The 26405-nt window shown below is 67.5% G+C and carries 26 protein-coding genes; 8 read left to right on the top strand and 18 right to left on the bottom strand.

Going from position 1 to position 26405, the window contains the following annotated elements; genetic code table 11:
• Nucleotides 1-30 precede the first annotated feature (30 nt).
• Nucleotides 31-1089 (top strand): DUF1176 domain-containing protein, encoded by a 1059-nt coding sequence (locus ACTHQV_RS00275; protein ID WP_440487779.1) that lies wholly within the window; start codon nucleotides 31-33, stop codon nucleotides 1087-1089.
• On the opposite strand, the gene ACTHQV_RS00270 is transcribed toward ACTHQV_RS00275, so the two are convergent.
• The 6 genes from ACTHQV_RS00270 to gluQRS are packed head-to-tail and all read right to left on the bottom strand — an operon-like array spanning nucleotide 1090 to nucleotide 5846.
• Nucleotides 1090-1917 carry an endonuclease/exonuclease/phosphatase family protein gene (locus tag ACTHQV_RS00270; RefSeq protein WP_440487778.1) on the bottom strand — a complete coding sequence of 276 codons (828 nt, stop codon included), beginning with the start codon at nucleotides 1915-1917 and terminating at the stop codon, nucleotides 1090-1092.
• Nucleotides 1914-2888 carry an L-histidine N(alpha)-methyltransferase gene (gene egtD, locus ACTHQV_RS00265; RefSeq protein ID WP_440487776.1) on the bottom strand — a complete coding sequence of 325 codons (975 nt, stop codon included), beginning with the start codon at nucleotides 2886-2888 and terminating at the stop codon, nucleotides 1914-1916. Before egtD ends, ACTHQV_RS00270 begins: the two co-directional genes overlap by 4 nt.
• Complete coding sequence (gene egtB / locus ACTHQV_RS00260; RefSeq protein ID WP_440487775.1) at nucleotides 2888-4144, bottom strand: ergothioneine biosynthesis protein EgtB; 1257 nt, start codon at nucleotides 4142-4144, stop codon at nucleotides 2888-2890. The genes egtD and egtB overlap by 1 nt, the downstream gene beginning before the upstream one ends.
• Before the next feature lie 9 nt (nucleotides 4145-4153).
• Nucleotides 4154-4720: a cob(I)yrinic acid a,c-diamide adenosyltransferase gene (locus tag ACTHQV_RS00255; RefSeq protein ID WP_440487773.1), complete on the bottom strand. Its 567-nt coding sequence runs from the start codon at nucleotides 4718-4720 to the stop codon at nucleotides 4154-4156.
• A 4-nt stretch (nucleotides 4721-4724) separates the two neighbouring features.
• On the bottom strand, nucleotides 4725-4952 hold the full coding sequence (locus ACTHQV_RS00250; protein ID WP_056453332.1) for a twin transmembrane helix small protein: 228 nt from the start codon (nucleotides 4950-4952) through the stop codon (nucleotides 4725-4727).
• Between the two features lie 9 nt (nucleotides 4953-4961).
• Nucleotides 4962-5846, bottom strand: a complete 885-nt coding sequence (gene gluQRS / locus ACTHQV_RS00245; protein ID WP_440487772.1) for a tRNA glutamyl-Q(34) synthetase GluQRS — start codon at nucleotides 5844-5846, stop codon at nucleotides 4962-4964.
• A 71-nt stretch (nucleotides 5847-5917) separates the two neighbouring features.
• Here gluQRS and ACTHQV_RS00240 point away from each other — a divergent pair, with 71 nt between their 5' ends.
• The gene (locus tag ACTHQV_RS00240) at nucleotides 5918-6484 is read left to right on the top strand and encodes an HNH endonuclease (protein ID WP_440487770.1); all 567 of its coding nucleotides are present in this window, start codon (nucleotides 5918-5920) and stop codon (nucleotides 6482-6484) included.
• Nucleotides 6481-6930 carry a DUF3291 domain-containing protein gene (locus ACTHQV_RS00235; RefSeq protein WP_440487769.1) on the top strand — a complete coding sequence of 150 codons (450 nt, stop codon included), beginning with the start codon at nucleotides 6481-6483 and terminating at the stop codon, nucleotides 6928-6930. Before ACTHQV_RS00240 ends, ACTHQV_RS00235 begins: the two co-directional genes overlap by 4 nt.
• Nucleotides 6931-7050: 120 nt before the next feature.
• On the opposite strand, the gene ACTHQV_RS00230 is transcribed toward ACTHQV_RS00235, so the two are convergent.
• The gene (locus ACTHQV_RS00230; protein ID WP_440487767.1) at nucleotides 7051-7413 is read right to left on the bottom strand and encodes a DUF4440 domain-containing protein; all 363 of its coding nucleotides are present in this window, start codon (nucleotides 7411-7413) and stop codon (nucleotides 7051-7053) included.
• 291 nt (nucleotides 7414-7704) lie between these two features.
• Here ACTHQV_RS00230 and ACTHQV_RS00225 point away from each other — a divergent pair, with 291 nt between their 5' ends.
• From ACTHQV_RS00225 to ACTHQV_RS00215, 3 genes are all read left to right on the top strand, one after another.
• A complete protein-coding gene (locus ACTHQV_RS00225; RefSeq protein WP_440488293.1) occupies nucleotides 7705-9717 on the top strand; it encodes a transglycosylase domain-containing protein in 2013 nt (670 codons plus the stop codon).
• Nucleotides 9718-10048: 331 nt separating this feature from the next.
• Nucleotides 10049-11050 carry a threonine aldolase family protein gene (locus ACTHQV_RS00220; protein WP_440487765.1) on the top strand — a complete coding sequence of 334 codons (1002 nt, stop codon included), beginning with the start codon at nucleotides 10049-10051 and terminating at the stop codon, nucleotides 11048-11050.
• Entirely contained in the window at nucleotides 11047-11958 is a 912-nt protein-coding gene (locus ACTHQV_RS00215) for a DMT family transporter (RefSeq protein WP_440487763.1), read from the top strand. Before ACTHQV_RS00220 ends, ACTHQV_RS00215 begins: the two co-directional genes overlap by 4 nt.
• Here the strand turns inward: ACTHQV_RS00215 and ACTHQV_RS00210 are convergent.
• The 3 genes from ACTHQV_RS00210 to ACTHQV_RS00200 all read right to left on the bottom strand — a co-directional run bounded on the left by ACTHQV_RS00210 (nucleotide 11868) and on the right by ACTHQV_RS00200 (nucleotide 16040).
• On the bottom strand, nucleotides 11868-12698 hold the full coding sequence (locus ACTHQV_RS00210) for an NAD(P)-dependent oxidoreductase (protein ID WP_440487761.1): 831 nt from the start codon (nucleotides 12696-12698) through the stop codon (nucleotides 11868-11870). The genes ACTHQV_RS00215 and ACTHQV_RS00210 overlap by 91 nt on opposite strands.
• Nucleotides 12695-14308 (bottom strand): M28 family metallopeptidase, encoded by a 1614-nt coding sequence (locus ACTHQV_RS00205; RefSeq protein WP_440487760.1) that lies wholly within the window; start codon nucleotides 14306-14308, stop codon nucleotides 12695-12697. Before ACTHQV_RS00205 ends, ACTHQV_RS00210 begins: the two co-directional genes overlap by 4 nt.
• Nucleotides 14309-14369: 61 nt before the next feature.
• Nucleotides 14370-16040 (bottom strand): M20/M25/M40 family metallo-hydrolase, encoded by a 1671-nt coding sequence (locus ACTHQV_RS00200; protein ID WP_440487759.1) that lies wholly within the window; start codon nucleotides 16038-16040, stop codon nucleotides 14370-14372.
• Between the two features lie 96 nt (nucleotides 16041-16136).
• Here ACTHQV_RS00200 and pepN point away from each other — a divergent pair, with 96 nt between their 5' ends.
• Complete coding sequence (gene pepN / locus ACTHQV_RS00195) at nucleotides 16137-18728, top strand: aminopeptidase N (protein ID WP_440488292.1); 2592 nt, start codon at nucleotides 16137-16139, stop codon at nucleotides 18726-18728.
• A gap of 135 nt (nucleotides 18729-18863) precedes the next feature.
• On the opposite strand, the gene ACTHQV_RS00190 is transcribed toward pepN, so the two are convergent.
• The 8 genes from ACTHQV_RS00190 to pyrE form a co-directional block, all read right to left on the bottom strand.
• Nucleotides 18864-20057, bottom strand: coding sequence for a glycosyltransferase (locus ACTHQV_RS00190; RefSeq protein WP_440487758.1), 1194 nt, complete (start codon nucleotides 20055-20057; stop codon nucleotides 18864-18866).
• 19 nt (nucleotides 20058-20076) lie between these two features.
• Nucleotides 20077-20589: a DUF2141 domain-containing protein gene (locus ACTHQV_RS00185; RefSeq protein WP_440487757.1), complete on the bottom strand. Its 513-nt coding sequence runs from the start codon at nucleotides 20587-20589 to the stop codon at nucleotides 20077-20079.
• Complete coding sequence (locus ACTHQV_RS00180; protein ID WP_440487756.1) at nucleotides 20589-21503, bottom strand: hypothetical protein; 915 nt, start codon at nucleotides 21501-21503, stop codon at nucleotides 20589-20591. The genes ACTHQV_RS00185 and ACTHQV_RS00180 overlap by 1 nt, the downstream gene beginning before the upstream one ends.
• Before the next feature lie 42 nt (nucleotides 21504-21545).
• Nucleotides 21546-22184, bottom strand: coding sequence for a maleylacetoacetate isomerase (gene maiA / locus ACTHQV_RS00175; protein ID WP_440487755.1), 639 nt, complete (start codon nucleotides 22182-22184; stop codon nucleotides 21546-21548).
• Nucleotides 22181-23137 (bottom strand): signal peptidase I, encoded by a 957-nt coding sequence (gene lepB, locus ACTHQV_RS00170; protein ID WP_440487754.1) that lies wholly within the window; start codon nucleotides 23135-23137, stop codon nucleotides 22181-22183. Before lepB ends, maiA begins: the two co-directional genes overlap by 4 nt.
• 8 nt (nucleotides 23138-23145) lie before the next feature.
• Nucleotides 23146-23553: a holo-ACP synthase gene (gene acpS / locus ACTHQV_RS00165; RefSeq protein ID WP_440487753.1), complete on the bottom strand. Its 408-nt coding sequence runs from the start codon at nucleotides 23551-23553 to the stop codon at nucleotides 23146-23148.
• Between the two features lie 145 nt (nucleotides 23554-23698).
• Complete coding sequence (locus tag ACTHQV_RS00160) at nucleotides 23699-24427, bottom strand: pyridoxine 5'-phosphate synthase (RefSeq protein WP_440487752.1); 729 nt, start codon at nucleotides 24425-24427, stop codon at nucleotides 23699-23701.
• Complete coding sequence (gene pyrE / locus ACTHQV_RS00155; RefSeq protein ID WP_440487751.1) at nucleotides 24424-25005, bottom strand: orotate phosphoribosyltransferase; 582 nt, start codon at nucleotides 25003-25005, stop codon at nucleotides 24424-24426. The genes ACTHQV_RS00160 and pyrE overlap by 4 nt, the downstream gene beginning before the upstream one ends.
• Nucleotides 25006-25208: 203 nt before the next feature.
• On the opposite strand from pyrE, the gene coxB reads away from it, so the two are divergent.
• Nucleotides 25209-26405: a cytochrome c oxidase subunit II gene (gene coxB, locus ACTHQV_RS00150; RefSeq protein WP_440487750.1), complete on the top strand. Its 1197-nt coding sequence runs from the start codon at nucleotides 25209-25211 to the stop codon at nucleotides 26403-26405.

Raw genomic sequence — 26405 nt, 5'->3', positions numbered from 1 at the left:
GTCAGCCGTCCATGCCGGTATCGCACCCCCATGCGCCGTTTCCTGCCCCTCGCCCTGCCGCTGCTGCTCCCCGCCTGCAACGCCGAAGCGCCCGCACCCGAACCGACGCCGTCCGCCACCACATCGCCTGCACCGCTCACCGACAGCGCGACACCGCCCAAGCCGTTGCCGCTCAAGACCTTCGGCGACTGGGCGGCAGGCTGTGACAATGGCGCGACCTGTCAGGCCGGGTCACTGGTCCCCGACGACGGCGAACCGCCGGCGCTCACCCTGTCGATCGAACGCGCCGCCGGCCCCGACACGGGCGTTACCCTCCACCTGCGTGGACCAGCCCCCTCGCTGCCGCTGACCTTCGCCGTCGATGGCGAAGCCGTCGCCCGCGGCGGCAAGCCGCACGGCGACTGGACCGAACTCTCGGCTGAACCCGCTTTGGCCGTCACGCGCAGCCTCGCGAACGGCCGGACGATCACCATCGCCGACGCCGGCGGCAACCCCGTCACCACCCTTTCGCTCAAGGGCGCCGCCGCCGCCTTGCGCTGGATCGATGCGCAGCAGGGCCGCGACGGCACGACCGGCGCGCTCGTCGCGCTGGGCAAGCGCCCCGACACCCGCCCCGCGCCCGCCCTGCCCATCGTCCGCGCGCCCGTGATCCGCGGAGAGGCGGCGCTGCTCGACCCGCTGCTCGTCACCCGGATGCGCGAAACCGCGACGTGCGATACCGACGACCTGCCCGAGGTCACCACCAAGCCGCTCGGCAGCCGAACCCTGGCGATCGTACCCTGCGCCGTCGGCGCCTATAACGTCCTGTCGGCCCTGTTCGTCATCGAACGCGGCGAAGCGGTCCCGGCAACTTTCGATGCGCCCCCGGCCGGCGATGCGCCGGGCGACCTGCCGCTGGTGTTCAACGCCGGTTTCGCCGACGGCATTCTCACCGCCGACGCGCGCGGTCGCGGCCTTGCCGATTGCGGCACGACCCAACGCTATGCGTGGGACGGCAAACGCTTTCGCCTGATCGAACAGCGCGACATGACCGAATGCCGCGGCAATATCGACTATATCCGAACCTGGGCCGCGCGGCTGGTTCGCTGATTACCGGCGGAGCCTGACCACCACCGGATAATGATCCGAGGGAAACACATCGCCCCGCCGCGTATCGACCGTCGCCGCGCGCTGCACCGCGAACCCCTTCACGAACACCCAGTCGATCCGGCGATCGGGCTTGCCGGTAAAGCCATGGAACGTCGCCTCCGGCCCGGTCCGCACCGGTGCGACAACCCACGCATCGCGCAACCCCTGCGCCATCCGCCGATAGGTCGGACTCTCCGGCACGGTATTGAAATCCCCGGTCACCACGACCGGCAGTTCGCCCGCGATCGCAGGGATCCTGGCCGCCAGCAGTGCCGCCCCCTGCTCCCGCGCCGCCTCGTCCTCTGCGCGATAGGGCAAATGCGTGTTGAACATCGCGAACCGCTTTCCGTCCCGCTCACGAAACACCGCCCAGGTCACCATGCGCGGCAGGGGGTGGCCCCAACTGATGCTGCCCGGAACCTCGGGCGTGTCCGACAGCCAGAAATTGCCCCAACGCTCCACCGTCAGCCGATCGCTGCGGTAGAAGATGCCCATATGCTCGTCATCGGCACGCTCGGCACCGCTGCGCCCGACCCCGATCCAGCGATATTTGGGCAGGCGCGCGACCACGTCATCGCCCTGTCGCTTGAACAATTCCTGGCTGCCGATCACGTCAGGGTTCGCCCGCCGGATCGTCGCCACGGTCAGATCGCGCCGCAATTGCCAAAGATTTGCGCCGTCGTCGGGCGATGGCATGCGGATGTTCAAGCTCATCACCGTCAGGTCGCGCGCGGTTGCCGGCGCAACCACCACGAGCAGCGCCAAAATGCCAGCGAACAGCCGGATCACGGCGCGATCGGCAGTCCCTGCGCTTCGGCGAGGATCACGCAGAACGCGCCATCGTCCCCGCACCATTGTTGTTTCGGCGTCCATCCGCCGCTGCGTAGCAGCAGCCGTGCATCGCGGTCGCCATATTTATGACTGTTTTCGGTGTGGATCGTCTCGCCCGCCTGCATCGCGAACGGTCGCCCGTCGACCGAGAAGGTCACGTCGCGCGTCGCGCGCAAATGCATCTCGATCCGTGCGGCATCGTCGTTCCACCGTGCCTCGTGCGCGAACGCCTCGACCGGCACGTCGCCCGCCAGTTCGCGGTTGATCCGGTCGAGCAGGTTCAGGTTGAACGCCGCCGTCACCCCCGCCGCATCGTCATAGGCGGCGACCAGCGTGTCCCGGTCCTTGATCCGGTCGATGCCGATCAGCAGCATCGCCCCCTCGCCCAGCCAGTCGCGCATCGCGCGCAGCAGCGTGCCGGCCGCCAGCGGCTCCATGTTGCCGATCGTCGACCCCGGAAAGAACCCCAGCTTCGGCAGGTCCGCGACCTCGTCCGGCAACGGCACTGGATGCATGAAGTCGGCCTCAACCGGCAGCACCGGGAGGCCGGGAAACTGCCCGGCCAGCGCCGCTGCCGACGACCGCAGGAAATCGCCCGAGATATCGATCGGCACATAGGCGGCCGGTTCGATGCAGTTGAGCAGGATGGGCGTCTTGACCGACGATCCCGATCCGAATTCGACCACCGCGACGCCGTCGCCGACCGCGCCGACCAGTTCGGGGCAGATCGTCTTCAGGATCGCCGTTTCCGCCCGCGTCGGATAATATTCGGGCAGCCGGGTAATGTCCTCGAACAGTTCCGACCCCTTGCGGTCATAGAACCAGCGCGCCGGGATCGCCTTTTGCGGCAATGCCAGTCCGGCCAACACATCGGCGCGGAAAGCGGGATCGGCACGGGTCGCCATCGGCACGTCGTCGCTACGCAGCATCACAGGTCCTTTGCAAGGCGGACGCCGGTGAATTGCCAGCGCTGATGGGGGTAGAAGAAATTGCGGTAGCAGGCGCGCGCATGGCCGCGCGGCGTGGCGCAGGAACTGCCACGCAACACGAATTGTCCGCTCATGAACTTGCCATTATATTCGCCGACCGCGCCCTCGACGGCACGGAAGCGCGGATAGGGGCGGTACGCGCTGCCGGTCCATTGCCACACATCGCCGAAAAAGGCCGGACCGCCGGTCGACGGACGCGGTTCGACGGCATGGGCATGGTCGAGCTGATTGCCGCCGGCCGGGTCGTGCGACGCAGCGGCCGCCTCCCATTCGAACTCGGTCGGCAGCCGCGCGCCCGCCCAGCTAGCATAGGCATCGGCCTCGAAGAAGCTGACATGGGTGACCGGCGCGGCGGGATCGATCGCGCGCCGCCCGTCCAACCCGAAGCGGGTCCACACCTCGCCCTGTCGTTCCCAATAAAGCGGCGCCGCGATCCGGTTGGCCTGCACCCATGCCCAGCCATCGGCCAGCCACAGTCGGGCCTCGCGATACCCGCCATCGGCGATGAACGCCGCCCATTCGCCGTTGGTGACGGTGCGGTCGGCGATGGCATGCGGGTGGAGGAGCACGTCGTGGCGCGGCCCCTCGCAGTCGAAGGCAAAGCCGTCGCCGGCATGGCCGACCTGGACGATGCCGCCGCCATGCTCGATCCAGCCGGTCGGCGGTGGCACCGCCACCGGGCGCTTCGGCTCGGGCGCGAACATCGCCGGTTCGAGCGGGTTTTCACTGAAATGATGGAGGATATCGGTCAGCAGCAGTTCCTGATGCTGTTCCTCGTGATTGCAGCCGAGCCACACCAGTTGCTGTACGTCGTCGGACAGGTCGGGCAGCGCCGCCAGCAGCGCGGCATCGACCGCCGCACGATAGCCGCGCACCTCGTCGAGGCTGGGTCGCGTCACCATGCCGCGCCGCCCGCGCGCATGGCGGCGGCCCTCAGCCTCGTAATAGCTGTTGAACAGGAACGGGAAGCGTTCGTCATGCAGCGTATAGCCGGCGACATGGTCGCGCAGCACGAAGGTTTCGAAGAACCAGGTCGTATGCGCCAGATGCCATTTGGCGGGGGAGGCATCGTCCATCGATTGGACGGTCGCGTCGGCATCGGACAGCGGCGCGGCAAGCGCGTCGGTCAGCGCACGAACCTTGACATATCGGGTGGCGAGCGCCTGGTCGGGCAGGTTGACCGGTGTCGCTCGCATGGGGTGCTCCTATGCCGGCTGGCGAACCCCGCCTGGCACCCACAAAACGTCTCCGCCGCCGCTTTGGTTCACCCAGCGGGCGTATACGAACAGAAAATCGGACAACCGATTGATATAGGCTAATAAATTATGATTAAGGTCCGCCTCGTACGAAGCGTGCACCACCGACCGTTCGGCGCGGCGGACGATCGCCCGCGCCAGATGCAGCGCCGCGCCCGCCGCCGTCCCGCCCGGCAGGATGAAGCTGGTCAGCGGCGACAGATCGGCATTCATCCGGTCGATCGCTTCCTCCAGCGCCGTCACCTGCGCCGGCACGATCCGCAGCGCGCCCTCGATCGTCGGCGGGGTCGCAAGGTCCGCGCCATAATCGAACAGGTCGTTCTGCACCCGCCGCAGCAGCGTCGTATCTGCGGTATCGCCCAGCGCCACCACGGCGACACCCAGCGCCGAATTGGCCTCGTCGACATCGCCGATCGCCTGCATCACCGCCGCATCCTTGGCGACGCGCGATCCGTCGACCAGCCCGGTGGTGCCGGCATCGCCGGTCCGCGTGTAGATCTTGTTCAGCTTGACCACTGCGTCAGGTGCGCCCGGCCATGAACAGGATCACGACGACGATCAGGATCGCGATCGCCTGAAACAGCACGCGCGCCTGCATCATCTTGTTCGATTTCAGCGCCTGTTCGCTCGGCCCCTCGCCGCGCGCGGCGGCGGTTCCTTCGGCCAGGAAGGACACGATGCCGCGCACCAGCGCGACGACGACCGCGATCATCGCCGCGATCAGCAACAGGACCAGGAACGTGTTCATGGAGCGAAGCTAAGCATTTGCGAGCGCGAATCCAATGGGAAGTCGCCCGGCCCGCAGATCGTCGGCCAACCTCTGTCCGTCCACCCCTTCCTTCCGCAACGCCGCCAGCGTCGGCGCACCGTTGCGCTTGGCCAGCCGCCGCCCGTCCGGCCCCAGCAACAGCGGATGATGCCGCCACACCGGCACCGGCAGGTCGAGCAGCGCCTGCAACAGCCGATGAACATGCGTCGCCGCGAACAGGTCGATTCCGCGCACGACATGCGTTACGTCCTGCGCCGCGTCGTCGACCGTCACCGCCAGATGATAGCTGGTCCCCGCATCCTTGCGCGCCAGCACCACGTCGCCCTGTGCCAGCGGATCGGCGCGGACCCGCCCCGCCAGTTCGTCGACCCACTCGAGCGGCCCCGCCAGCGCCACCGCCCGCGCCATGTCGATCCGCCACGCATGCGGATCACCCAGCCGCGCGGCGGCGACGTCCGCCGGGATCGCACGGCACGTCCCCGGATAGACGACCCCGTCCACCCCATGCGGCGCCGACGCACTCGCCGCCACCTCGCGCGCGATATCCGCGCGGGTGCAGAAACACGGATAGACCAGCCCCCGCTCCCGCAAGCCGTCGAGCGCCGCGCGATACAGCGCCATCCGCGCCGACTGGAACACCACCTCCCCGTCCCAGTACAGCCCCAGCCATTTCAGATCGGCCAATATACCCGCGACATGTTCGGGCCGGCTGCGCCCGCCATCGATATCCTCGATCCGGAGCAGCCACCGCCCGCCCGCCGCCCGCGCGCGGTCGTGCGATTCGATCGCGGCCAGCGCATGGCCGGCATGGAGTGCCCCGGTGGGACTGGGCGCGAAGCGGGTCACGACCGCCCCGGTTTGACTTGGGGCCATCGCCCGTGCTGTCATGTCCGCGTCATCGTTGCCGATCATATCGGCGGCGACGTTTACGCGAGGGGGACTTCATGTACCATCCCGATCGCCTCCGCCATCCCGATGGCTGTCCCGCGCTGGTGCTCAACGCGGACTATACGCCGTTGAGCTATTATCCGCTCAGCGTCTGGCCATGGCAGACTGCGGTAAAGGCCGTGTTTCTCGACCGGGTCGACATCGTCGCCCAATATGACCGCGAAGTGTGCAGCCCGACCGCGCGCATCAAATTGCCCTCGGTCATCGCGCTCAAGCAATATGTGAAGCCGTCCGAATTCCCGGCCTTCACCCGCTTCAACCTGTTCCTGCGCGACCGGTTCAGCTGCCAATATTGCGGCGCGACCCATGACCTGACCTTCGACCATGTCGTGCCTCGAGCCCAAGGCGGGCGGACGACGTGGGAGAATGTCGCCACCGCCTGTGCCCCCTGCAACCTGCGCAAAGGGGGACGGACGCCGAAACAGGCGGCGATGCCGCTCCACGTCCAACCGATCCGCCCGACCAGCTGGCAGTTGCAGGAACAGGGCCGCCGCTTCCCGCCGGGCCACCTCCACGAAACCTGGCACGACTGGCTCTATTGGGACGTCGAGCTGGAGGCGTGACCTTCGTCAGCATCACCCGGCTGCGCATCCGCTCGGTGCGCTTCCTGCCGGCGTTCCTGATCGATACGTGGCTCTCGATGCGACAGGTGAAGCGCGCGGCCGGCTATCGCGGCGGTGCGCTGCTCGCCGATCGCGACCGCGCCTATTGGACCATGACGGCATGGGACGATGCCGCGGCGATGCGCGCCTATATGACCACCGGCCCGCACCGTCGCGCAATGCCCAAGCTGATGCGCTGGTGCGATCAGGCGAGCATCGCGCATTGGACGCAGGCGGGCGACACCCTGCCCGACTGGCACGAGGCCGATCGCCGGATGCGCAGCGAGGGGCGCGTATCGAAGGTCCATCATGCCGCCGCCGGGCATGATCCGATGACGTTCGACGCGCCGCGCGTCACGGGCGGGGTCAGCTTACGCCCAACACGCCAAACCGTTCGTGCTGAGTAGAGGCTGAGCGCAGTCGAAGACCCGTATCGAAGCACTTGGCAAGCAGTCCTTCGATACGCCCCTTCGACAAGCGCAGTGGCTACTCAGGACGAACGGTAGCGGCCCGATCGGGAAGGCGGCCTATTCCCCCTTCGACGTCAGCGGCGGTGTCTGCTGGTGCTGGACCACCGTCCACACGCCATGTTCGATCCAGCGATAGGTCGAGGTGCAATAGGCCAGATACGCCTCGCCGCCCTTATGCGCCTCCGCCTTGTAGGCGACGACGATCAGCCCTTCCTGCGGCCGCGCGACCTGTCGTTCGGTCAGCGACACCTGTTCCCAGCGCGGCGTGTCCTTGACCGCATCGATCGCCTGTTGCCCGGTGAACACGAACGGCGGCGTCGGCAGCACCATCAGGCATTCGTCGTCGATCGATTCTTCGTAATGCGCCGCGTCGGCGGTCCACAGGCTTTCCTCGAAACTCCAAATGCGTTCGTCGTCCACGCCGATTCTCCTTGACTGTCGGGCACCTAGCGTTCGGAGGCGCAACCGGTTCCGGCAACGGTCCACCACGCACCCCCGCGCCGTCGCATCCAGCTTGCCGAAGCTGTATCAGAACGGTAATACACGGCCGGTATCATGGCTTACGATCCCCCGTCCGCGCCCTCCGGCCCGATCGATCCCAGCCGGATCGGGCGCCTGTCGACCCCGTTGACGGGCGAAGCGCTGGAGCGGCGGCGGCGGCTGGCCGCGTTCGATGATGCGCTGGCCGATTACGATCGCAGCTTCCCCGGCATGGGCGACGCGCCGCCGCCACCCCCGCCGCCCGAAGCGCCGCAGACCGCGAAGCGCCGCCGCCCGCTGCGCTGGTGGCTGCGCTGGATCATGCGCGGTTTCGGCATCCTCATCATCCTGCTGGTGATCGCCATCGCGTGGCTGGCCTTCACCGCGCCGCTGTCGAAATCGCTCGAACCGCCCGCCCCGCCCTCGATCACCCTGCTCTCAGCCGAAGGCACGCCGATCGCCGAGCGCGGCGCGAATATCGGCAAGCCGGTCGACGCGACCAAACTCCCCGCGCATGTCAGCGAAGCCTTCATGGCGATCGAGGACCGCCGTTTCCGCACCCATTGGGGCATCGATCCGCGCGGCATCCTCCGCGCGATGTGGACCAATACCCAGGCGGGCGGCGTGCGACAGGGGGCGAGCACGATCACGCAGCAGCTCGCCAAGAACGCCTTTCTCGATTCGGACCGGACCGCGGCGCGCAAACTGCGCGAGGTGCTGATCGCCTTCTGGCTGGAGGCGTGGCTGACCAAGGACGAGATCCTCTCGCGCTATCTCTCCAACGCCTATTTCGGCGACAATGCGTACGGCCTCGACGCCGCCGCCCGCCATTATTTCAGCCGCGCGCCCAAGGACCTGACCGTTGGACAGGCGGCGATGCTCGCCGGGCTGGTCAAGGCCCCCTCGCGCCTCGCCCCCACCGGCAACCTCAAGGGCGCGCGGGCGCGGCAGGCGGTCGTCGTCGGCGCGATGGAGGATGCCGGCTATCTGACCCCGTCCGAGGCCCGCCGCGTCAAACCCGCCGTGCTGCGCGTCACCGACAACAGCACGCTGCCCTCGGGCACCTATTTCGCCGACTGGGTGCTGCCACAGGCGCGCGACCGGGCGGGCGGCATCGGCGCCGATCGCAAGGTCGCGACCACGCTCGAAGTCCGCATGCAGCGCGCTGCCGAACGCGCCGTGCGCAATGCAGGTCTCCGCCAGACGCAGGTCGCGATCGTCGCCATGCGTCCCGATGGCCGCGTCATCGCGATGGTCGGCGGCAAGGATTACCGCAACAGCCCGTTCAACCGCGCGGTACAGGCGCGGCGCCAGCCCGGATCGACCTTCAAGCTGTTCGTCTATCTCGCCGCCATGCGCTCAGGGCTCACGCCGCAGAGCCAGGTGCTCGACGAACCGGTCACCATTGGCGACTGGAGTCCCAAGAACAGCGACGGCCGCTATCTCGGCACCATCACCCTCGAACGTGCCTTCCAACGCTCCAGCAACGTCGCCGCCGCGCGTCTGACCAAGGAAGTGGGGGTACGCAACGTCATCCGCGCCGCCCGCGACCTCGGCATCTCGACGCCGATCGCCAACGAAGCGTCGATCGCGCTCGGCACCTCGACCGTGTCGCTGCTCGAACTCACCAGCGCCTATGCTGCGATCGCGGCGGGCGAGGCGCCGGTCATCCCGCGCGGATTGGCCGAAAAGGACGAACCGACCTGGCTCGACCGGCTGCGCTCGACCCGCAAGACATTGTCGCGTGACGAACTGGAGGGGATGCGCACGCTGCTCGCCGCGTCGATCCGACAGGGTACCGGCATCGCCGCCAATTTGCCGGTCGAGGCGTTCGGCAAGACCGGCACGACCCAGGACAATCGCGACGCGCTGTTCGTCGGCTATGCCGGCGGCATCGTCGCCGGCGTATGGCTGGGCAACGACGACAACAGCACCAATCCGGGGCTGGCCGGCGGCGGCCTGCCCGCGCGTATCTGGCGCGATTTCATGCGACAGGCGCTGAACCTGCGCGATCCGGTGCCGGTCGCCGCGCCCGAACCCGAACCGATCGACAATGCGATCGACGCGGTGCAGGACCTGATCGGCAATCCGTTCGACGCGCCGCCGACCATCCAGGGACCGGGCTTCGACGTCTCGGTCGACCCCGACGGGCAGGTCCGCTTCAACCCCAACGACCGCCGCCGCCGCGAGGAGGAACCACCCGAGCCCGAAGACCGCCGCCCGCCGGACGAGGAAGAGCAATAGGGCGCGCGCCGGCCCGTCCCGCTGCCATCCCGGACTGGATCAAGACCTCTGCGAAACTCCCCCGCGCGCCGTACCCCCGCACAGGTAAGGTCCAGCTTGTCTCGGAAGTTGCCCTCTCCGACCCACTACGTACCCCCGCGCAGGCGGGGGCCCAGGGCCAAGCAATACAACGGTTTGTGCGTGTGGCTCTGGATCCCCGCCTGCGCGGGGATACGAAAATGGAGACCCTCGCAACGGTCTCGAACCATTTCCGCGCGACCGGAGGCCAACCGGCCCAGCGCCATGAACACGCCCGGTTGACCCCCGCCCGCCGCGCCGCCAAGGCATCGCCATGCGCTTCTTTTCCGACAATGCCGCCCCCGCCTGCCCCGCCGTGCTCGACGCGATCGTCGCCGCCAACGGACAGGACACCGCCTATGACGGCGACGGCTTGAGCAAGCGGCTCGACGCCCGCTTCGGCGAACTGTTCGGCTGCGAGGTCGCGGTGCTGTGGGTGCCGTCGGGCACCGCCGCCAACTGCATCGCGCTGGCCGCGATGTGTCCGCCGCATGGCGGCATCGTCTGCCACCACGACGCCCATATCCAGAATGACGAAGGCGGCGCGCCCGAATTCTACACCCATGGCGCCAAGCTGATGCTGCTGGACGGTGACGGCGCGAAACTCGCCCCCGACGCGATCGAAGCCTATCTGGCAACGATCCGCGACGACGTGCATCAGGTCCAGCCGCACGCGATCTCGATCACCCAGGCGACCGAGGCCGGCCGCGTCTACACCCCTGACGAGGTCGCCGCGAACGGCGCGGTCGCCCGCGCGCGCGGCCTCGGCCTGCACATGGACGGCGCGCGCTTCGCCAATGCCGTCGCCCATCTCGGCTGCACGCCTGCCGACGTGACGTGGAAAGCCGGCGTCGACGCATTGTCGTTCGGCTTCATCAAAAATGGCGGCATGTCGGCCGAGGCGTTGGTCTTCTTCCGCCCCGAACTGGCGAAGGTCGCCCGCTACCGCCGCAAGCGCGCCGGGCTGCTCGCGTCGAAGGGCCGCTTCCTCGCCGCGCAGTTGCTGGCGATGCTCGACGACGATGTCTGGCTCGCCAATGCCCGCGCCGCCAATGCCGGGGCGGCGATGTTGGCACAGGCGGCGGGCGACCGGCTGGTCCATGCGGTCGAGGCCAACGAGGTCTTCCTCCGCCTGACGGCGCAAGAAGCCGCCGGCCTGCGCGCACAGGGGTTCGATTTCTACGATTGGGGCGTCGGACAGGCGCGGCTGGTCGTTGCCTGGGATCAGGATGCGGCGACCGTCCGTCCGCTGGCGGAGGCGATAGCCGCGCTATGACCGACACCCCCCGTTCGGCGACGCCGGCGGTACTGATCCCGTTCGGCATCGTCACCCTGATCTGGGGATCGACCTGGATCGTGATCCGCGATCAACTGGGCATCGTCCCGGCGTCGTGGTCGGTGACCTATCGCTTCCTGATCGCCGGCATCGTCATGCTGCTTTGGGCATGGCAGCGCGGCGACCATATTGCCGTCGACCGGCGCGGCCTCCTGTTCGCCACCGGCCTCGGCCTCGCCCAATTCTGCCTGAACTTCAACTTCGTCTACCGCTCCGAACAATATGTCACCTCGGGGCTGGTCGCGCTGATGTACGCGCTGTTGATCGTGCCCAATTCGATCCTCGCGCGCATCTTCCTCGGCCAGCGCATGGGGCGGCAGTTGCTGGTCGGATCGGCGATCGCGCTGGCCGGCGTCGCACTGCTGTTCGTCCATGAGGCGCGCGAGCATCCCGAAAACGGCGCGGCGGTGCTGATCGGTCTCGGCATCGCGCTGGCCGGTGTCTTCTCCGCCTCGGTCGCCAATGTCATGCAGGCGACACCGACCGCCAAAGCCTATCCGATGGTGCCGCTGCTCGGCATCGCGATGCTGATCGGCGCAGCGATGGATGCGACCTATGCCGCCGCGACGGTCGGGCCGCCGGTGTTCGACTGGCGCTGGTCCTATGTTGGCGGGCTGCTCTATCTCGGCATCGTCGCCTCGGCGGTCGCCTTCACCTTGTATTTCGGGCTGATCCGCACGATCGGCCCGGCCAAGGCGGCCTATAACGGCGTGGTCGTGCCGGTCATCGCGATGCTGTTGTCAACTTTGTTCGAAAACTATCGCTGGTCGCCGCTCGCCGGGGCCGGAGCGGCGCTGGCGCTGGCCGGGCTGGTGGTCGCGCTCAGGGCGCGCAGGCCGAACCGGTAATCGGGGTAATCCGGCTGCCAGCCGAGCATCCGCTTCGCCTTGCCGTTCGCCACCCGCCGGTTCTCGCCATAAAAGGCGCGTGCCATCGGACTGAGCGTCTCGATCGCAACGAACGGCGGCGGTGCGACCCCCAGCAACCGTGCCGCATATTCGACGACCGCGTTCTGCGAAGCCGGCAGATCATCGGATAAATTATACGAACCTGGTTCCGCCGACAGCCCGTACGTGACACCTTTGGCAACATCCGCGACATGCACCCGGCTGAACACCTGTCCGGGGCAATCGACCCGATGCGCCTCCCCCGCCGCCACTCGGTCGAGCGGCGAGCGCCCCGGCCCATAGATGCCGGGCAACCGGAACACCCGCGCCCCCAGGTCCAGCCATGCCCGATCGGCCGCATTCCGATTGGCCCGCCGCCCGGCGATCGGAGTGCTCTCATCGACCCAGCCGCCCCCGGCATCGCCATACACCCCGGTCGACGACAGATAGGCCAGCGTCGGTCCTGCCAGCAATTCCCGGTAGTTGGTCAGTACCGGATCACCCTCGCCATCGGGCGGCACGCTGGAGAGGATGGCGGTCGCTTGGCCCGCCTCGAACCGCACCCGGTCGCGGTCGGCAAAGGCGATGCTGCCGCCCCGCCCGTCGCGCGTCGTCCCGACGACCCGCCACCCCCGCGTCTCCAGCCGCGCCGCGATCGCCCGCGACGTGTACCCCAGCCCAAAGATCAGCAGCCGGCTCACTTCGCCCCGTAACCGTCGTACAACACGCCGAAATAATCGCCCTTGTTCCAGCGCGGCCGGTCATCGGCATCGGCCAGGTCGAGCGCGATGTCATGGTTGATCGCGACGAACACCCGCCCCGCCGTCCAGTCGAATTTCTGGTGCATATCGTCACCGGGCTGGTGATAGCGATGCTCCAGGAAGTCAGCGACTGCCGCCTTGCCTGGTCCCTTCCATCCGGTGTCGAGCGACACCGACGGCACGCCCGCCTTGACGAAGCTGTAATGGTCCGACCGGACGAAGATCGCCTCTTCCGGCTCGGGATCGGGGCTGAGCGCAATGCCGCGCTTGCCCGCTGCGCGCGCCACGGCCTGCGCGACGGTCGAATGGTCCGCGCCGATCGCGACCATGTCCTGAAAGCGGTAGGACAGGATCGGCATGTCGAGATTGACGTCGGCGACGATCGCCCCCTTCGGCACCGTCGGGTTCATCGCGAAATATTCGCTGCCGATCAGCCCCTTCTCCTCCGCCGTCACGCTGACGAAGATCAGGCTGCGGCGGGGTTTGCGCGGATCGGCGGCGAACTGCTTCGCGACCTCAATCATCGCCGCGGTGCCGACGCCATTGTCCATCGCGCCGTTATTGATCCGGTCGGCCCCCTTGGGCAGCGTCGGATCGGTCGACACCCCGATATGGTCGAGATGCGCCGACAGCGCGACATATTGGTCGCGTAAGCCCGGATCGCTGCCCGGCAGGATGCCGACGACATTGGCGCTGTCGAAGCGGCGGGTCGTCGATCGCTGTCGCGTCGTCACCCGCACGCCGGTAACGCCACGCGGCACCGCCGTACCTGCCGCTTCCGCCTTCAGCACCGCCGGCCAGTCGATCGCCGATCCGGTGAACAGCTTGGCCGCGCCCGACGCGCTCAACCAGCCGATCGACGGCGCGGCGGCCCCGGCGACCTGCGCGCGACCATCCTTGCCGACCCAGGTCATGCGCGAACTGCGGTAGATCGACATGAGATAGCTGAATGGATAGCGTTTCGACTGTTCGTCGGTCTCGATCTGGAGCACGCCGATCGCGCCATGCGCCGCCGCATTGGCGCGCTTGGTGTCGCCGCTGGCGAGGTGCGCGCGGATCTCGCTTGGTAGTTTGTTGGACGCCCCGTAGAGATAGGCGACGATCTTTCCCCGCACGTCCAGCCCGGCATAATCGTCGATGCCGTTCGCCGCATCGGTCACGCCCTGCCCGACGAACACCACCTCGCCCGACCGCCGCAGATCGGGTTCGAGGAAGCTGGTCGAGGTCAGATAATCGGTGCCGAAGGTCAGCGCCGGTCGTCCCGCCGCGGTCAGCCTGCCCTTCCCCGCCGGCACCGCCGAGATCAGCGGCACGCGTTGCAGATAGCTGCCGTCATCGCCGCCCGGCTTCAAGCCCGCGGCGCGCATCTGATCCGCGACATAGGCGGCGGCGCGGTCATATTCAGGGGTACCGGGCTCGCGCCCCTTCATGTCGTCGGCGGCGAGGAACGCGACATGCGCCCGCATTGCCGCCTCGTCCGGGGTCAGCGGCGCGGTCTGGGCGAGCGCGCCGGTCGATGCCAGCAACAGCGCGAGCGGAAGGAGGCGCATGGGAATCCTTGATGGTCTAAGGTGGTGACCGCCCCGGCCGTTGCCGGGACGGCAAAGGTCCTTACTTCGCGCCGTAGCCGTTATACAGCGTGCCGAAGAAATCGCCCTTGTTCCACGCCGGTCGCGCGGGGGCGTCGGCGATGTCGCGGGCGATCTGATAATTGACGTTGATGAAGCGTTCGCCCGATTCCCAGTCGATCGGCGGGCCCTGCACCACTTCGTCGGACGGCTTGTGATAATTATTGGCGAAGAACGCATCGACCGCCGCCTTGCCTGGCCCCGACGTGCCCGGCCACAGGAAGACCGAGGGCACGCCCTGCTGCACGAAGCGATAATGGTCGGAGCGCACGAACAGCGCCATTTCGGGCATCGGATCGGGCGAGAAGCTCACCCCCGCCGTCGCCGCCGCCCGCTTCACGATATCGCCTAGGCTCGACCGGACCGCGCCGAAGGCGATGACGTCGGTAAACTTGTAGGTGATGATCGGCATGTCGAGATTGACGTCGGCAACGATCCGCGCCTTGTCGATCGTCGGATTGTTCGCGAAATAATCGGAGCCGACCAACCCCTTTTCCTCGGCCGTGACCGCAAGGAACAGGATCGAGCGCCTGGGTGCCTTGCCCGCCGCCTTGAAGCGCTTGGCCTCCTCGATCAGCGAGGCGATGCCCACCGCATTGTCCATCGCGCCGTTATAGATGGTGTCGCCCTTCGCATTGGGTGCGCCGACGCCGACATGGTCGAGATGCGCGGACAGCACCACGGTTTCCGGCGCGACCGACGGGTCGCTGCCGGGCAGAATGCCTGCGACGTTGTAGCTCGGCAGTGGCTTGGTCGCGGTCTTGATCGACACGGTCATGGTCGGCTTGAGCGCGACGGCGCGGAACTTGGCCTTGCCCGACAGCGCCGCTGCCGCCTTGGCCCAGCTCGTTCCCGATCCCACGAACAGCTTTTCCGCACCCGCTGCGCCGATGGTGGCGATGGTCGGTACGCCGCCGCCCATCACATGGCCGACGCCATCGGCTTCGGCCCAGCTGACGCTCGAGCTGTCATAGCTCGCCGCGCCGCGCGACAGCGGCGAACGCTGTGCCGCTTCGGGCGTCTGGAGCGCAATCACCGCGACCGCGCCCTTGGCCTTTGCGATCGCCGCCTTGGTCGCGATGCCGCCGAAATGCGCCGCTTCCTCGCTGTCCAACCCCTCGGGCGCGCCGCGCACCACCGCCACGATCTTGCCGCGCACGTCGACGCCGGCATAATCGTCGCGGCCCGGACGGACGATGCCGTATCCGACATAGACCACCTTGCCTTCGGTCATCGATTCCGGCGCCTGCGGGTTGATGCCCGGCAGATACTCCTCGCCAAAGGTCAGCGGCTGGCCGTTCAGGCTCACCTGACCCTTGTCGGCGGCGTTCATGCGGATCAACGGCACCTTTTGCAGATAGCTGCCGTCATCGCCCGCCGGACGCAGCCCCGCCGCATAGAATTGCGACGCGACATAATTGGCGGCGATGTCGAATTCGGGCGACCCGGCATCGCGCCCGCGCATCGCGTCGCTCGCCAGGAACATGACATGCGCCTTCATCGCCGCCTGTGCCGGCGGCAGCACGGCATTCACCTCGGCATTGCGGGCCGTCAGCTCGGCAGGGGTCGGAGCGGGGGGAAGTGCCTTGGGCGCGTCTTGCGCAATTCCGGCGGTGCTGATGAGAAGGCCGAGCAACAAGGCTGGACGGAACATTGGAATCCTTCGACAAGCGATCATAGATACAGGCGTAGCCAATGCCGTGGCCCCACGCAACGACGGCACGAACGCGATTGGACGGGTGAAAAGATGATGGTCGATGCGACGCGTACCCCGACGGTTCCACCGCTGATCCGTCGCAGCGACTATCGCCCGCCGGTGTGGCAAGTCCCGGACATTGCCCTCGAATTCGATCTCGACCCGCGCGGCACGCGGGTGCGCGCGACCCTGTCGGTCGAACGGCGTGGCGACGGGCCGCTGCGCCTCGACGGCGACGGGCTGACCCCGTTGTCGGTCGCGGTCGACGGGGTACCGCGCAACGACTGGGTCGTCGAGGATGGGACGCTGATTCTCGACCTGCCCGGCGACGCCCACGACATCACGACCGAGGTCGAGATCGAGCCGCAGGCCAATACCCAGCTGATGGGCCTCTATGCCTCGGGCGGCAATCTGTGCACCCAGTGCGAGGCGGAGGGGTTCCGCCGCATCACCTTCTTCCCCGACCGCCCCGATATTCTCAGCCGCTACCGAGTGACACTGACCGCCGACAAGGCGCGCTTTCCGATACTGCTCGCCAATGGCGATCCGGTCGCGTCGGGCGATCTCGACGACGGACGCCACTGGGCCGAATGGCATGACCCCTTCCCCAAGCCCTGCTATCTCTTCGCACTGGTCGCGGGCGATCTGGTCGCCAATCGTGCGCAGTTTGTGACGGCGTCTGGCCGCGAGGTCGAGCTCGGCATCTGGGTCCGCGAACCCGATCTGGCGAAGACCGACCATGCGATGCGCGCGCTCAAGACGTCGATGGCGTGGGACGAGCGAGTCTATGGCCGCGAATATGACCTCGACGTGTTCAACATCGTCGCGGTCGACGATTTCAATTTTGGGGCGATGGAGAATAAGGGGCTGAACATCTTCAACAGCCGCTACATCCTCGCCGACCCCGATACCGCGACCGATTACGATTACGACGGCATCGCCGCCGTCGTCGCGCACGAATATTTCCACAACTGGTCGGGCAACCGCGTCACGTGTCGCGACTGGTTCCAGCTGTCGCTGAAGGAGGGCTTCACCGTCCTGCGCGACCAGCAATTTTCGGCCGATCAGGGGTCGGCGGCGGTCAAGCGGATCGAGGATGTCCGCAGCTTGCGCGCGTCGCAGTTTCCGGAGGATGCCGGCCCGCTCGCCCATCCGATCCGGCCCGACGCCTATCAGGAGATCAGCAACTTCTACACCGCCACCATCTACAACAAGGGGGCGGAGGTCGTACGCATGATCGCGACGATTCTGGGCGAGACGGCGTTTCGGGCCGGCACCGACCTGTATTTCAGCCGCCATGACGGGACGGCCGCGACGTGCGAGGATTTCGTGGTGGCGATGGAGGATGCGTCGGGTGTCGACCTGAGCCGCTTTCGCCGCTGGTACGAACAGGCCGGCACCCCGCGCGTCACCGCGACGCTAAAGCATCACGCCGGCGGCGGGCGCGCGACGCTGTCGCTGACGCAGACCGTGCCGCTGACGCCCGGACAGGCGACCAAGCTGCCGATGGTGCTGCCGCTCAGGGTCCGCCTGTTCGGCGCCGAAACCGGCCGTCCGTTGAGTGACGAACAGCTGTTCCTGCTCGACGAGGAACAGGGATCGATCACCTTTGAGACGGTGACCGAGCGCCCGGTCCTGTCGATCAATCGTGGGTTCTCGGCGCCGGTGATCGTCGAGACCGATCGCGGATCGGCCGACTTGGCCTTCCTCAGCGCACAGGACGACGATCCCTTCGCCCGCTACGAAGCGATGCAGCAGCTGATGCTCGACACGCTGGTCGCGGCGGTCGCGAGCGGGCAGGGCGACCATGCGGCGGTGATCGAGGCGGTCGGCAACACGCTGACCGACGACCGGCTCGACCGTGCATTTGTTGCCGAAGCCGTGCTACTCCCCTCCGACAGCTTTATCGGCGACCAAATGGGCGTGGTCGATCCCGACGCGATCTTTGCCGCGCGCGAGGCGCTGCGCGCCGATATCGGTCGCGCACTGCTGGTCGAATGGCGCGCGGCCTATGCCGGGACCGAGGCCGACACGTTCGAATATACCCCCGATGCCAAGGGCAAGCGGCGGCTGCGCACCGTTGCGCTCGGCTATATCGCCGCGTCGGGGGCCGAGGATGCCGACGACATCGCCTTTGCCCAGTTCCGCCATGCCGACAACATGTCCGACCGGCAGGGCGCGTTGATGACGCTGGTCAATTCGGATTCGGACAGCCGCATCGCCGCGCTCGACATCTTCTACAACCGCTACCGCGACAATGCGCTGGTGCTCGACAAATGGTTCACAACCCAGGCGCTGTCGACGCGCGCCGATGCGTTCGAACAGGTCGCCGACTTGGCCGGTCACCGCGACTTCACCCTGACCAACCCCAATCGCGCCCGCGCGCTGATCGGTGCGTTCAGCATGAACCAGAAGGCGTTTCACCGCGCCGACGGTGCCGGTTATCGTTTCCTTGCCGATCAGCTGATCGCGCTCGACCGGATCAATCCGCAGACGGCGGCAAAGATGCTGCCGCCGCTTGGCCGCTGGCGGCGGTTCGACCGCGCGCGGGGAGCGTTGATGCGGGCCGAACTGGAGCGGATCCTGTCGGTGCCGGGACTGTCGAAGGATATGCTGGAGCAGGTCGGGAAGAGCCTGAACGGCTAAATCCTCCCCGCCTGCGGGGAGGGGGACCGTCCGCGCAGCGGATGGTGGAGGGGGGGCGGGCCGCAGGCGCTCCGCCGGTGGAAGCCCCCCTCCACCATGCTGCGCATGGTCCCCCTCCCTGTGCCGGGGAGGATCTCAGCGCGCGAACCACTCGGGGTAGCGCTTGGCCTTTTCTGCCACCAGCCCCTCATAATAGCGCATCAGGTCGACCGCATGGTCTCGGTCGGTCCGGACCCGCGCCGCCGCTGCGTTCGCCGCCGCCTTGACCTGTGTATAGTCGCGCGCGAACATCCGTTCGATCGCGTCCGCCGCCGCGCGGGGATCGCGCGCGGCATAGGTCTCGGCAAAAGCCGGCTCGGCGATCTCGGCACAGCCGCCCTCGTCGGGTACGATCAGCGGCAGGCCCGAGGCCAGCCCCTCCAGTCCCACCAGCCCGAACGGTTCGGCGTCCGATCCATGGATCAGCGCGTCGCAGCTGGCCATGATCCGGGCGAGGCGGACACGGTCGTAGACAGGGCGGAACAGCTTGATATGCGGGCTGTTCTTTAAGCGGTGTTCCAGCCGGCGGGTATGCACCCCGCTGCCGATCTGGATCATGCCGACGGGCAGATGCTCGCCCGCCATCTCGACCGCATCGAAGATCATCGGCCAGCGTTTCTCGGCATGGTGCCGCCCTAGCCCGAGCAGCAAATGCCCTTCCGGCGGCAGGCCCAGCTGTTCGAGCAACGACGCGCGCAACTGTTCGTCGCGATGCTCGGGCGAAAAGAAACCGCGCTGGATGCCGAGCGGCATCGACGCATGCACCGTCAGCCCGCGCGCGGCATGGCGTTTTTCGAGCGCCGGACCGTTGGTGACGAACGCGTCCATCTTGGCTAGGTAGCGCGCCATGTAGCGCGTCCACCACATGAACGCTTCCTCGATCCGCTCGCGACTGGCCAGCCGTTCGAACCAGCGCAGCGGATAGGCGCCGACATTGTCGTTATGCGCGAAATAGACCTTCACCGCATGGCCCGGCCAGTCCGCGACGATGGTCGCGGGGCGCCATGGGCTCGATGCCTCGACCACATCGGGATGGAGTTCGTCGAGCAGCGCATGGATCGCGCCGCCGCGTACGAAGATGCCGTAATTGGGGTCGAGCACCAGCGTCGGTGCCTTCACCCAATGGATGCGCCCGCCGCCGGGGCGTTCCTCGACCGCATTGTGCTTTGCCGGCGCGATCACGATCAGTTCGTGGCCCAGCTCGGCCATGATCGTCATCTTGTGATCGATATAGGTGCGGACCCCGCCGCCGGTGGGCGAATAGAATTCATTGACGTCGACGACGCGCATCGGGGATCGATCGATCGGGTCAGCCGAGCGGGGCGAAACCGCCCAGCCCGCGCAGATACTGGGCGCGCACCGTGGTCGTCGTCACGCCCGCCGGCACGTTGACGATCGCCTGTGCCAGTTTCGGCCGCGCCCGCCCGAGCTTGCCCGCGCCCGGAAAGCCGGCGCCGTCGCGCATGAAATTGAACTTGTTGCGCCCGTCGCGGTCATGGGTGAACAGCAGCGCATAACGGCCGGGCGACGGTGCGCGGATGCACATCTGCACCGCGCCCGATGCCGGCATCTCCGCCCAGACGCGGCGGAAGAACTTGCCCTCGGCGCGCAGGTCGCGATCGTCCTTCAGGAAATCAGCGTCGTTGGCCGGGTACAGTTCCAGCTTCAGCCGGCCGGTGCGGTCCTTGAGCCCGACGACGTTGACGCGGATCGCCGGCCCCTGCCCATTGTTGCAGGCGGCGGCGTCGCTGCCGATCGATTGTGCGGCGGCGGGCGTCGCGACGAGCAACGCTGCACCGATCAGCGCCAAGGGCAATTGCATCATTCTTTCCTTGCGAGCGCAGGAAGCCCGAATGCCGCCATCAACACCGCGTGCGTGAACAGGGTCAGCGTCGCCACGAATGCGACGAGGTCGGACAGGGCTTCGCCATGCCCGATGAACATAATCGCGAAGTTGGCGAAAAGAAGGTCTTTGTTCGGCAGCAGCGGCAGACGTGCCACCACGAGACGCCCGGCGGCGAGGAACAGCCACCATTTGATCGACACCCATGGCATGGCGAAATAGCTGGCGATACCGAACGCCAAGGACCCCAGCACGAGGCGCAGGCAATGGACGCCGAAGATCCAGCCGAGCATCCGCGCCGGTAGCGAAAAGACCCGGCGCGAGAACAGGAGCAGCACGCCCGAAACCCCGACCGCAACCGCCGCCGACCAGCTGAGCATCCGCAGCTGCGGCGGGGTGAACAGTTCGAAGGCGAAGGGGAGCGCCACCGCGAGCATGCCGACCGTCACGATATTGCCGGCGATGCCCGACAGGATCGTCACGTCCTTGACCGCCCCGAACGGCGCGGTCACCATCTTCAGCCGGGCTCGCGCCCAGGCATAGAAGAACACGTCGCCCGAATAACCGATGACGACATCGTTCGCGATCCGTTTGCGCACCAGCGCGCCGAACCCGTCGAACGGCAACCGCCACAGCCTGCGGAAGATCAGGAAGTCGAACAGCGGCGGCGAGAGATAGGCGAGCGCGAAGAAGACATAGAACCACGGCGAATCCGGTGCGGCCAGCTCGACCCCGGCCCATCCATGGTCGAACAGCTCGCGCACCAACCCGACGATCATCAGCGCCGACAGCGCCGCCCCCAGCATACGCGGCCAGCGCGGGCGGAACCGCTCCAGCGGCTCCAGCCCGGCTAGGTCGGGACCTGCCCGCGCAGCTTCGGCATCGCTTACCATGTCGCGCGACGTCCTACGCGGTTGGCCCGGCGTTCGCCAGCATCATGCAGCGGGTGCCAGCCGGTCGGGATGCGCGCCGACAAAGGCCGGCAGCGCAGCGGCCCGCGCGTCGATCGCGACTAGTTTCGGCCAGGACGACAGATCGAGTTCGAACCGCCGCGCATTATAGAGTTGCGGCACGAGGCAGCAATCGACCGCACCCGGCGCATCGCCCCCGAAAAACCCGTCCGCCGGCGCAGCTGCCTCCAAAGCATCCAGGCCCAGCGCGATCCAGTGGCGATACCAGTCGGCCTTCGCCGCCGCATCAGCCCCGAACTGGCTTTCCAACCGCTGCAGCACGCGCAGATTGTCGATCGGATGAATGTCGGCGACGATTACCAGCGCCTGCGCCATCGCCTGCGCGCGCGCCAGCGGATCGGCAGGGAACAGCCGCGGTTCGGGATAGGTGCTGTCCAGCCAGTCGAGGATTGCCAGCGACTGGGTCAGCACCGTCCCGTCGGGCAGGACGAGTGCCGGCACCAGCCCCTGCGGGTTGCGCGCCAGATGGTCGGGCGCACGCTGTTCGCCCTTCAACAGCGCAATCTCGACGCGGTCATGGGCGACGCGCTTAAGGCCAAGCGCGATGCGTACGCGATAGCCCGCCGACGACCGGAAATAGTCGTACAGCGTGATCTCGTTCACTGCACGGCGCCCTTCGACGGGACCAGCGAAGTGCCCGCACGGCCGCTGCGGAACGAACTGAACCACGTCGCCGGGTTCAGGCCGGTCGTGCCGTCGAGCGAGAAGGTGATGAATTCCGCACGCCCGCCGATATTCTCCCACGGCACCGGCCCGCCCAGCCCGCGCTCGGCTTCCGAAAAGCGGCTGTCGGCGCTGTTGTCGCGATTGTCGCCCATCAGGAAGACATGGTTGGCGGGAATGATGATCGGCGCGAAATTGTCGCCCTGCGAATAGCCGAGGTCGATCGTGTCATACTGCCGCCCATTGGGCAGCGTCTCGCGGTACATCGGCAGGCGGCAGAACGCACCCTTGTCGGTCCGCACCAGCGCGCCGGGATATTGATAGGCGTCACAACGGGTATTGGCGTCGACCGGGATCATCGCATCGCCCATCGCCTTGCGCGGAATGGCGACGTCGTTGATGTAGACGACGCCGCCCGCCACCTCCAGCCGATCGCCCGGCAGGCCGATGACGCGCTTGATGAGGTCGGTATTGCTGCCCGGCGGCTTGACGATGACCACGTCGCCGCGCTCCGGCATCGATCCCCAGATGCGACCATGCCATGCCGGCAACTGGACGCTCCACGTCTCCTGTGGCTGATGCAGCACGATGTCGCGGAACATCGCCACCGGATTGGGGATAGTCGGCGACACGAACGACCAGCCATAGGCATATTTGCTCACCACCAGCCGATCGCCCACGCGCAAACCCGGCAGCATCGATTCGGAGGGGATGTAGAAGGGCTTGGCGATGAAACTGTGGAAGCCCAGCACCACCAGCAACAGCCAGAACAGCCCGCGCACTTCGCCCTTCCAGTCGAGCCGCGCGCGCCGCGGCGTATGCTGGTGGGCGGGCGCCGGGGTCGGCGACGACGCGGGAACCCCATCGTTCTCCAGCGCCAGATGATCGGCCATCAATCGTCCTACTCTGTTGCCGGCACCGCCTCGATGATGACGAACGCCTGGGCCCAGGGGTGATCGTCGGTCATCGTCAGATGCACCTTCGCGACGTGGCCCTCGGGCATCATCGCGTCAAGTCGCGCTTTCGCACCACCGGTCAGCGCCAGCGTCGGCGCGCCCGAAGCGGCATTGACCACGCCGATGTCGCGCATGAACACGCCCTGCGCGAAGCCGGTGCCGACCGCCTTGGAAAAGGCTTCCTTGGCGGCGAAGCGCTTGGCGAGCGTCCCGGCGCGGGTGAACGGACGCTTGGCAGCCTTGGCCTGTTCGACCTCGGTAAACACGCGCTGGAGGAAACGGTCGCCGAAGCGGTCGAGCGACGACTGGATACGCTCGATATTGCAAAGGTCCGAGCCGAGACCGACGATCATGAAATCCTCCCCGGTACGGGGAGGGGGACCGCCGCGCAGCGGTGGTGGAGGGGGACATCCCCAACCGCAACGGTAGTGGAGTAGGACACCCCCCTCCACCAGCCTGCGGCTGGTCCCCCTCCCCGTACCGGGGAGGATCCCCGCTTCACCGTGCGGTCTCCATCAGATCCTTCATCCGCCGCACCATCGGCCCGAGCCCCCCAAAAATCGCCTCACCGATCAGGAAATGGCCGATGTTGAGTTCGCGCACCTGCGGGATCGCCGCGATCGGAATGACATTGTCGAAGGTCAGCCCGTGTCCGGCATGGACCTCGATCCCGTTCTTCGCCGCCAATGCCGCCGCATCGGCGATGCGGCGCAATTCGGCGACCTGTTCGTCGCCCGCCAGTTCGGCATAGCGGCCGGTGTGCAGCTCGACCACCGGCGCACCCAGCGCCACCGCGGCGGCGATCTGCTGCGCATCGGGCTCGATGAACAGCGACACCCGCACCCGTGCCGCCCCCAGTTCGCGGATCATCGGCGCCAGGATATTGTGCTGACCCGCAGCATCCAGCCCGCCTTCGGTGGTGCGTTCCTCGCGCTTTTCGGGAACGATACACGCGGCGTGTGGGCGATGGCGGAGCGCAATGCCCAGCATTTCCTCGGTCGCCGCCATTTCCAGATTGAGCGGCACGGTCAGCTCCGCTGACAGCCGCGCGATATCCTCGTCGGTAATGTGGCGGCGATCCTCGCGCAGATGCGCAGTAATCCCGTCGGCGCCATGCTCCGCCGCCAGCAGTGCGGCACGCACCGGATCGGGATAGCCCGATCCGCGCGCGTTGCGAACGGTCGCGACGTGATCGATATTGACGCCTAGGCGAAGGACCTCGCTCATGCCGCGCGGCTCCCCGGCTTGATCGCCGGGATCGCCGCCAGTTCGGCGGGCAACGCATCGGGCTGGTAGCTCGGCACGTCTAGCCGGATCAACGGAAAGAACGGCACGCCCAGATCGGCGGCCCCGTTCGACCGGTCGACCAGCGACGCGGCGGCGACCACCTCGCCGCCTGCAGCGCGGATCGCGGCGATCGCCTCGCGCGACGACAGGCCGGTGGTGACGACGTCCTCCATCATCAGCACGCGGGTGCCGGCGTCGATGCGGAAGCCGCGCCGCAGTTCGAAGGTGCCGGTCGGCCGTTCGAGGAACATCGCGGACACGCCCAGCGATCGGCCCATCTCATGCCCGACGATCACCCCGCCCATTGCCGGCGAAATCACGACCTCGATCGATTCGCGCACGTCGCCGGGCAGGCGGCGGGCGAGTTCGTCGCACAGCCACGCGGCGCGGCGCGGGTCCATGAGCACGCGGGCGCATTGCAGATAGCGTGACGAGCGCAGTCCCGACGACAGGATGAAATGCCCCTCCAGCAGCGCTTCCGCCTGCCGGAATTCGTCGAGGATCGCGTCGTCGTTCATGGCTGTCGTCCCGCCGGTTGCCGTCGCGCGCCCTGTACTGCCGCCGGGGGTGCGTTCGCAACCATCGCTTGAGGCCGGGCGACATGCCGCGTATAGCCCGGTGGGTTAGGGTTTCCAAACGCCCGCCCTATGCGACCACGCCGTCCTAGAAGCGTGCCGCATAACTTGTAACGGGGTGACACGACACGATGCGAAGCATTGGGATGAGGATGTTCAAGTTCGCGGCGGCCGTCGCGTTGGCGGGCGGCGCGTATGCGCAGCAGCCGGCGGCGGTGACGCCGGGCAGCGGCGAAGTCGCGACCGCGCCGCAGGCGGGGGCGCCGCCCCCCGGATCGGCGGAGGCCAATCCGACCGGACAGGTGACGCCGCCCGCGACCGCCGCGGCCCCCACGCCGCCAGCGGTGCAGGACCCGACGCTGAACGCCGACGGATCGCCGCGCATGGTCGCGACGCCGCATGTCGGCCAGCCGACCGACCGCACGATCGACCTGCAGACGCAGTTCACGCCGAACGGGCGCGAGGGCAAGGCATTCCACAACAACATCCTGATGCCGGTGATCGTCGCGATCTCGCTGCTGGTGCTGTTCCTGCTCGCCTATGTCGCGATCCGGTTCCGCGAGAAGGCGAACCCGGTCCCGTCGAAGACGTCGCACAACACCGCGATCGAGATCATCTGGACCGCCGCCCCCGTCCTGATCCTCGCCGCGATCGCGGTGCCGTCGATCGGGCTGCTCGCGCGCCAGTTCAAGCCCGCCCCCGATAATGCGGTGACGCTGAAGGCGATCGGCAACCAGTGGTTCTGGAGTTACGAATATCCCGATTATGGCGGCGTGTCGGTGACCGCCAACATGCTGAAGGAGCGGAACGAGGTCGGCCCCGGCCAGCGGTTCCGCACCGATGCCGACGGTCCCCGCCTGCTCGCGGTCGACAACCGCATCGTGCTGCCGGTCGGCGTGCCGATCCGCCTGATCACCACCGCGACCGACGTGATCCACAGCTGGGCGATCCCGGCCTTCTGGATCAAGCTCGACGCGGTGCCCGGCCGGCTGAACGAAACCAGCTTCACCATCGAGAAGCCGGGCCTGTATTTCGGCCAGTGCAGCGAGTTGTGCGGCGCGCGCCACGCCTATATGCCGATCGCGGTCGAAGCGGTGCCGGTGGCACAGTTCAATCAGTGGATCCGCGCCAAGGGCGGCACGCTGCCGAGCCCGGCCGAGGCCGCCGCCCCCAGCAACGCCGTGATCCCGCAGCCGGGTGCCGATACCGCCGACGCCACGTCGGAAGCCGGCAACACCGCCAGCGATGCGGGCACACCGGTCGTCAACGCGACCGAAGCCGCCTCCCCCTCCACCCAGCGCGCCACCGGCAACGGCGGCGGCGTCGGCAACGTGGACCAGTAA

The sequence above is a fragment of the Sphingomonas sp. SAFR-052 genome (assembly GCF_051965015.1).
GTDB lineage: Bacteria > Pseudomonadota > Alphaproteobacteria > Sphingomonadales > Sphingomonadaceae > Sphingomonas.
Note: the sequence above shows the minus strand (reverse complement) of the source record. Positions and strands in the feature narration are given on the sequence as shown.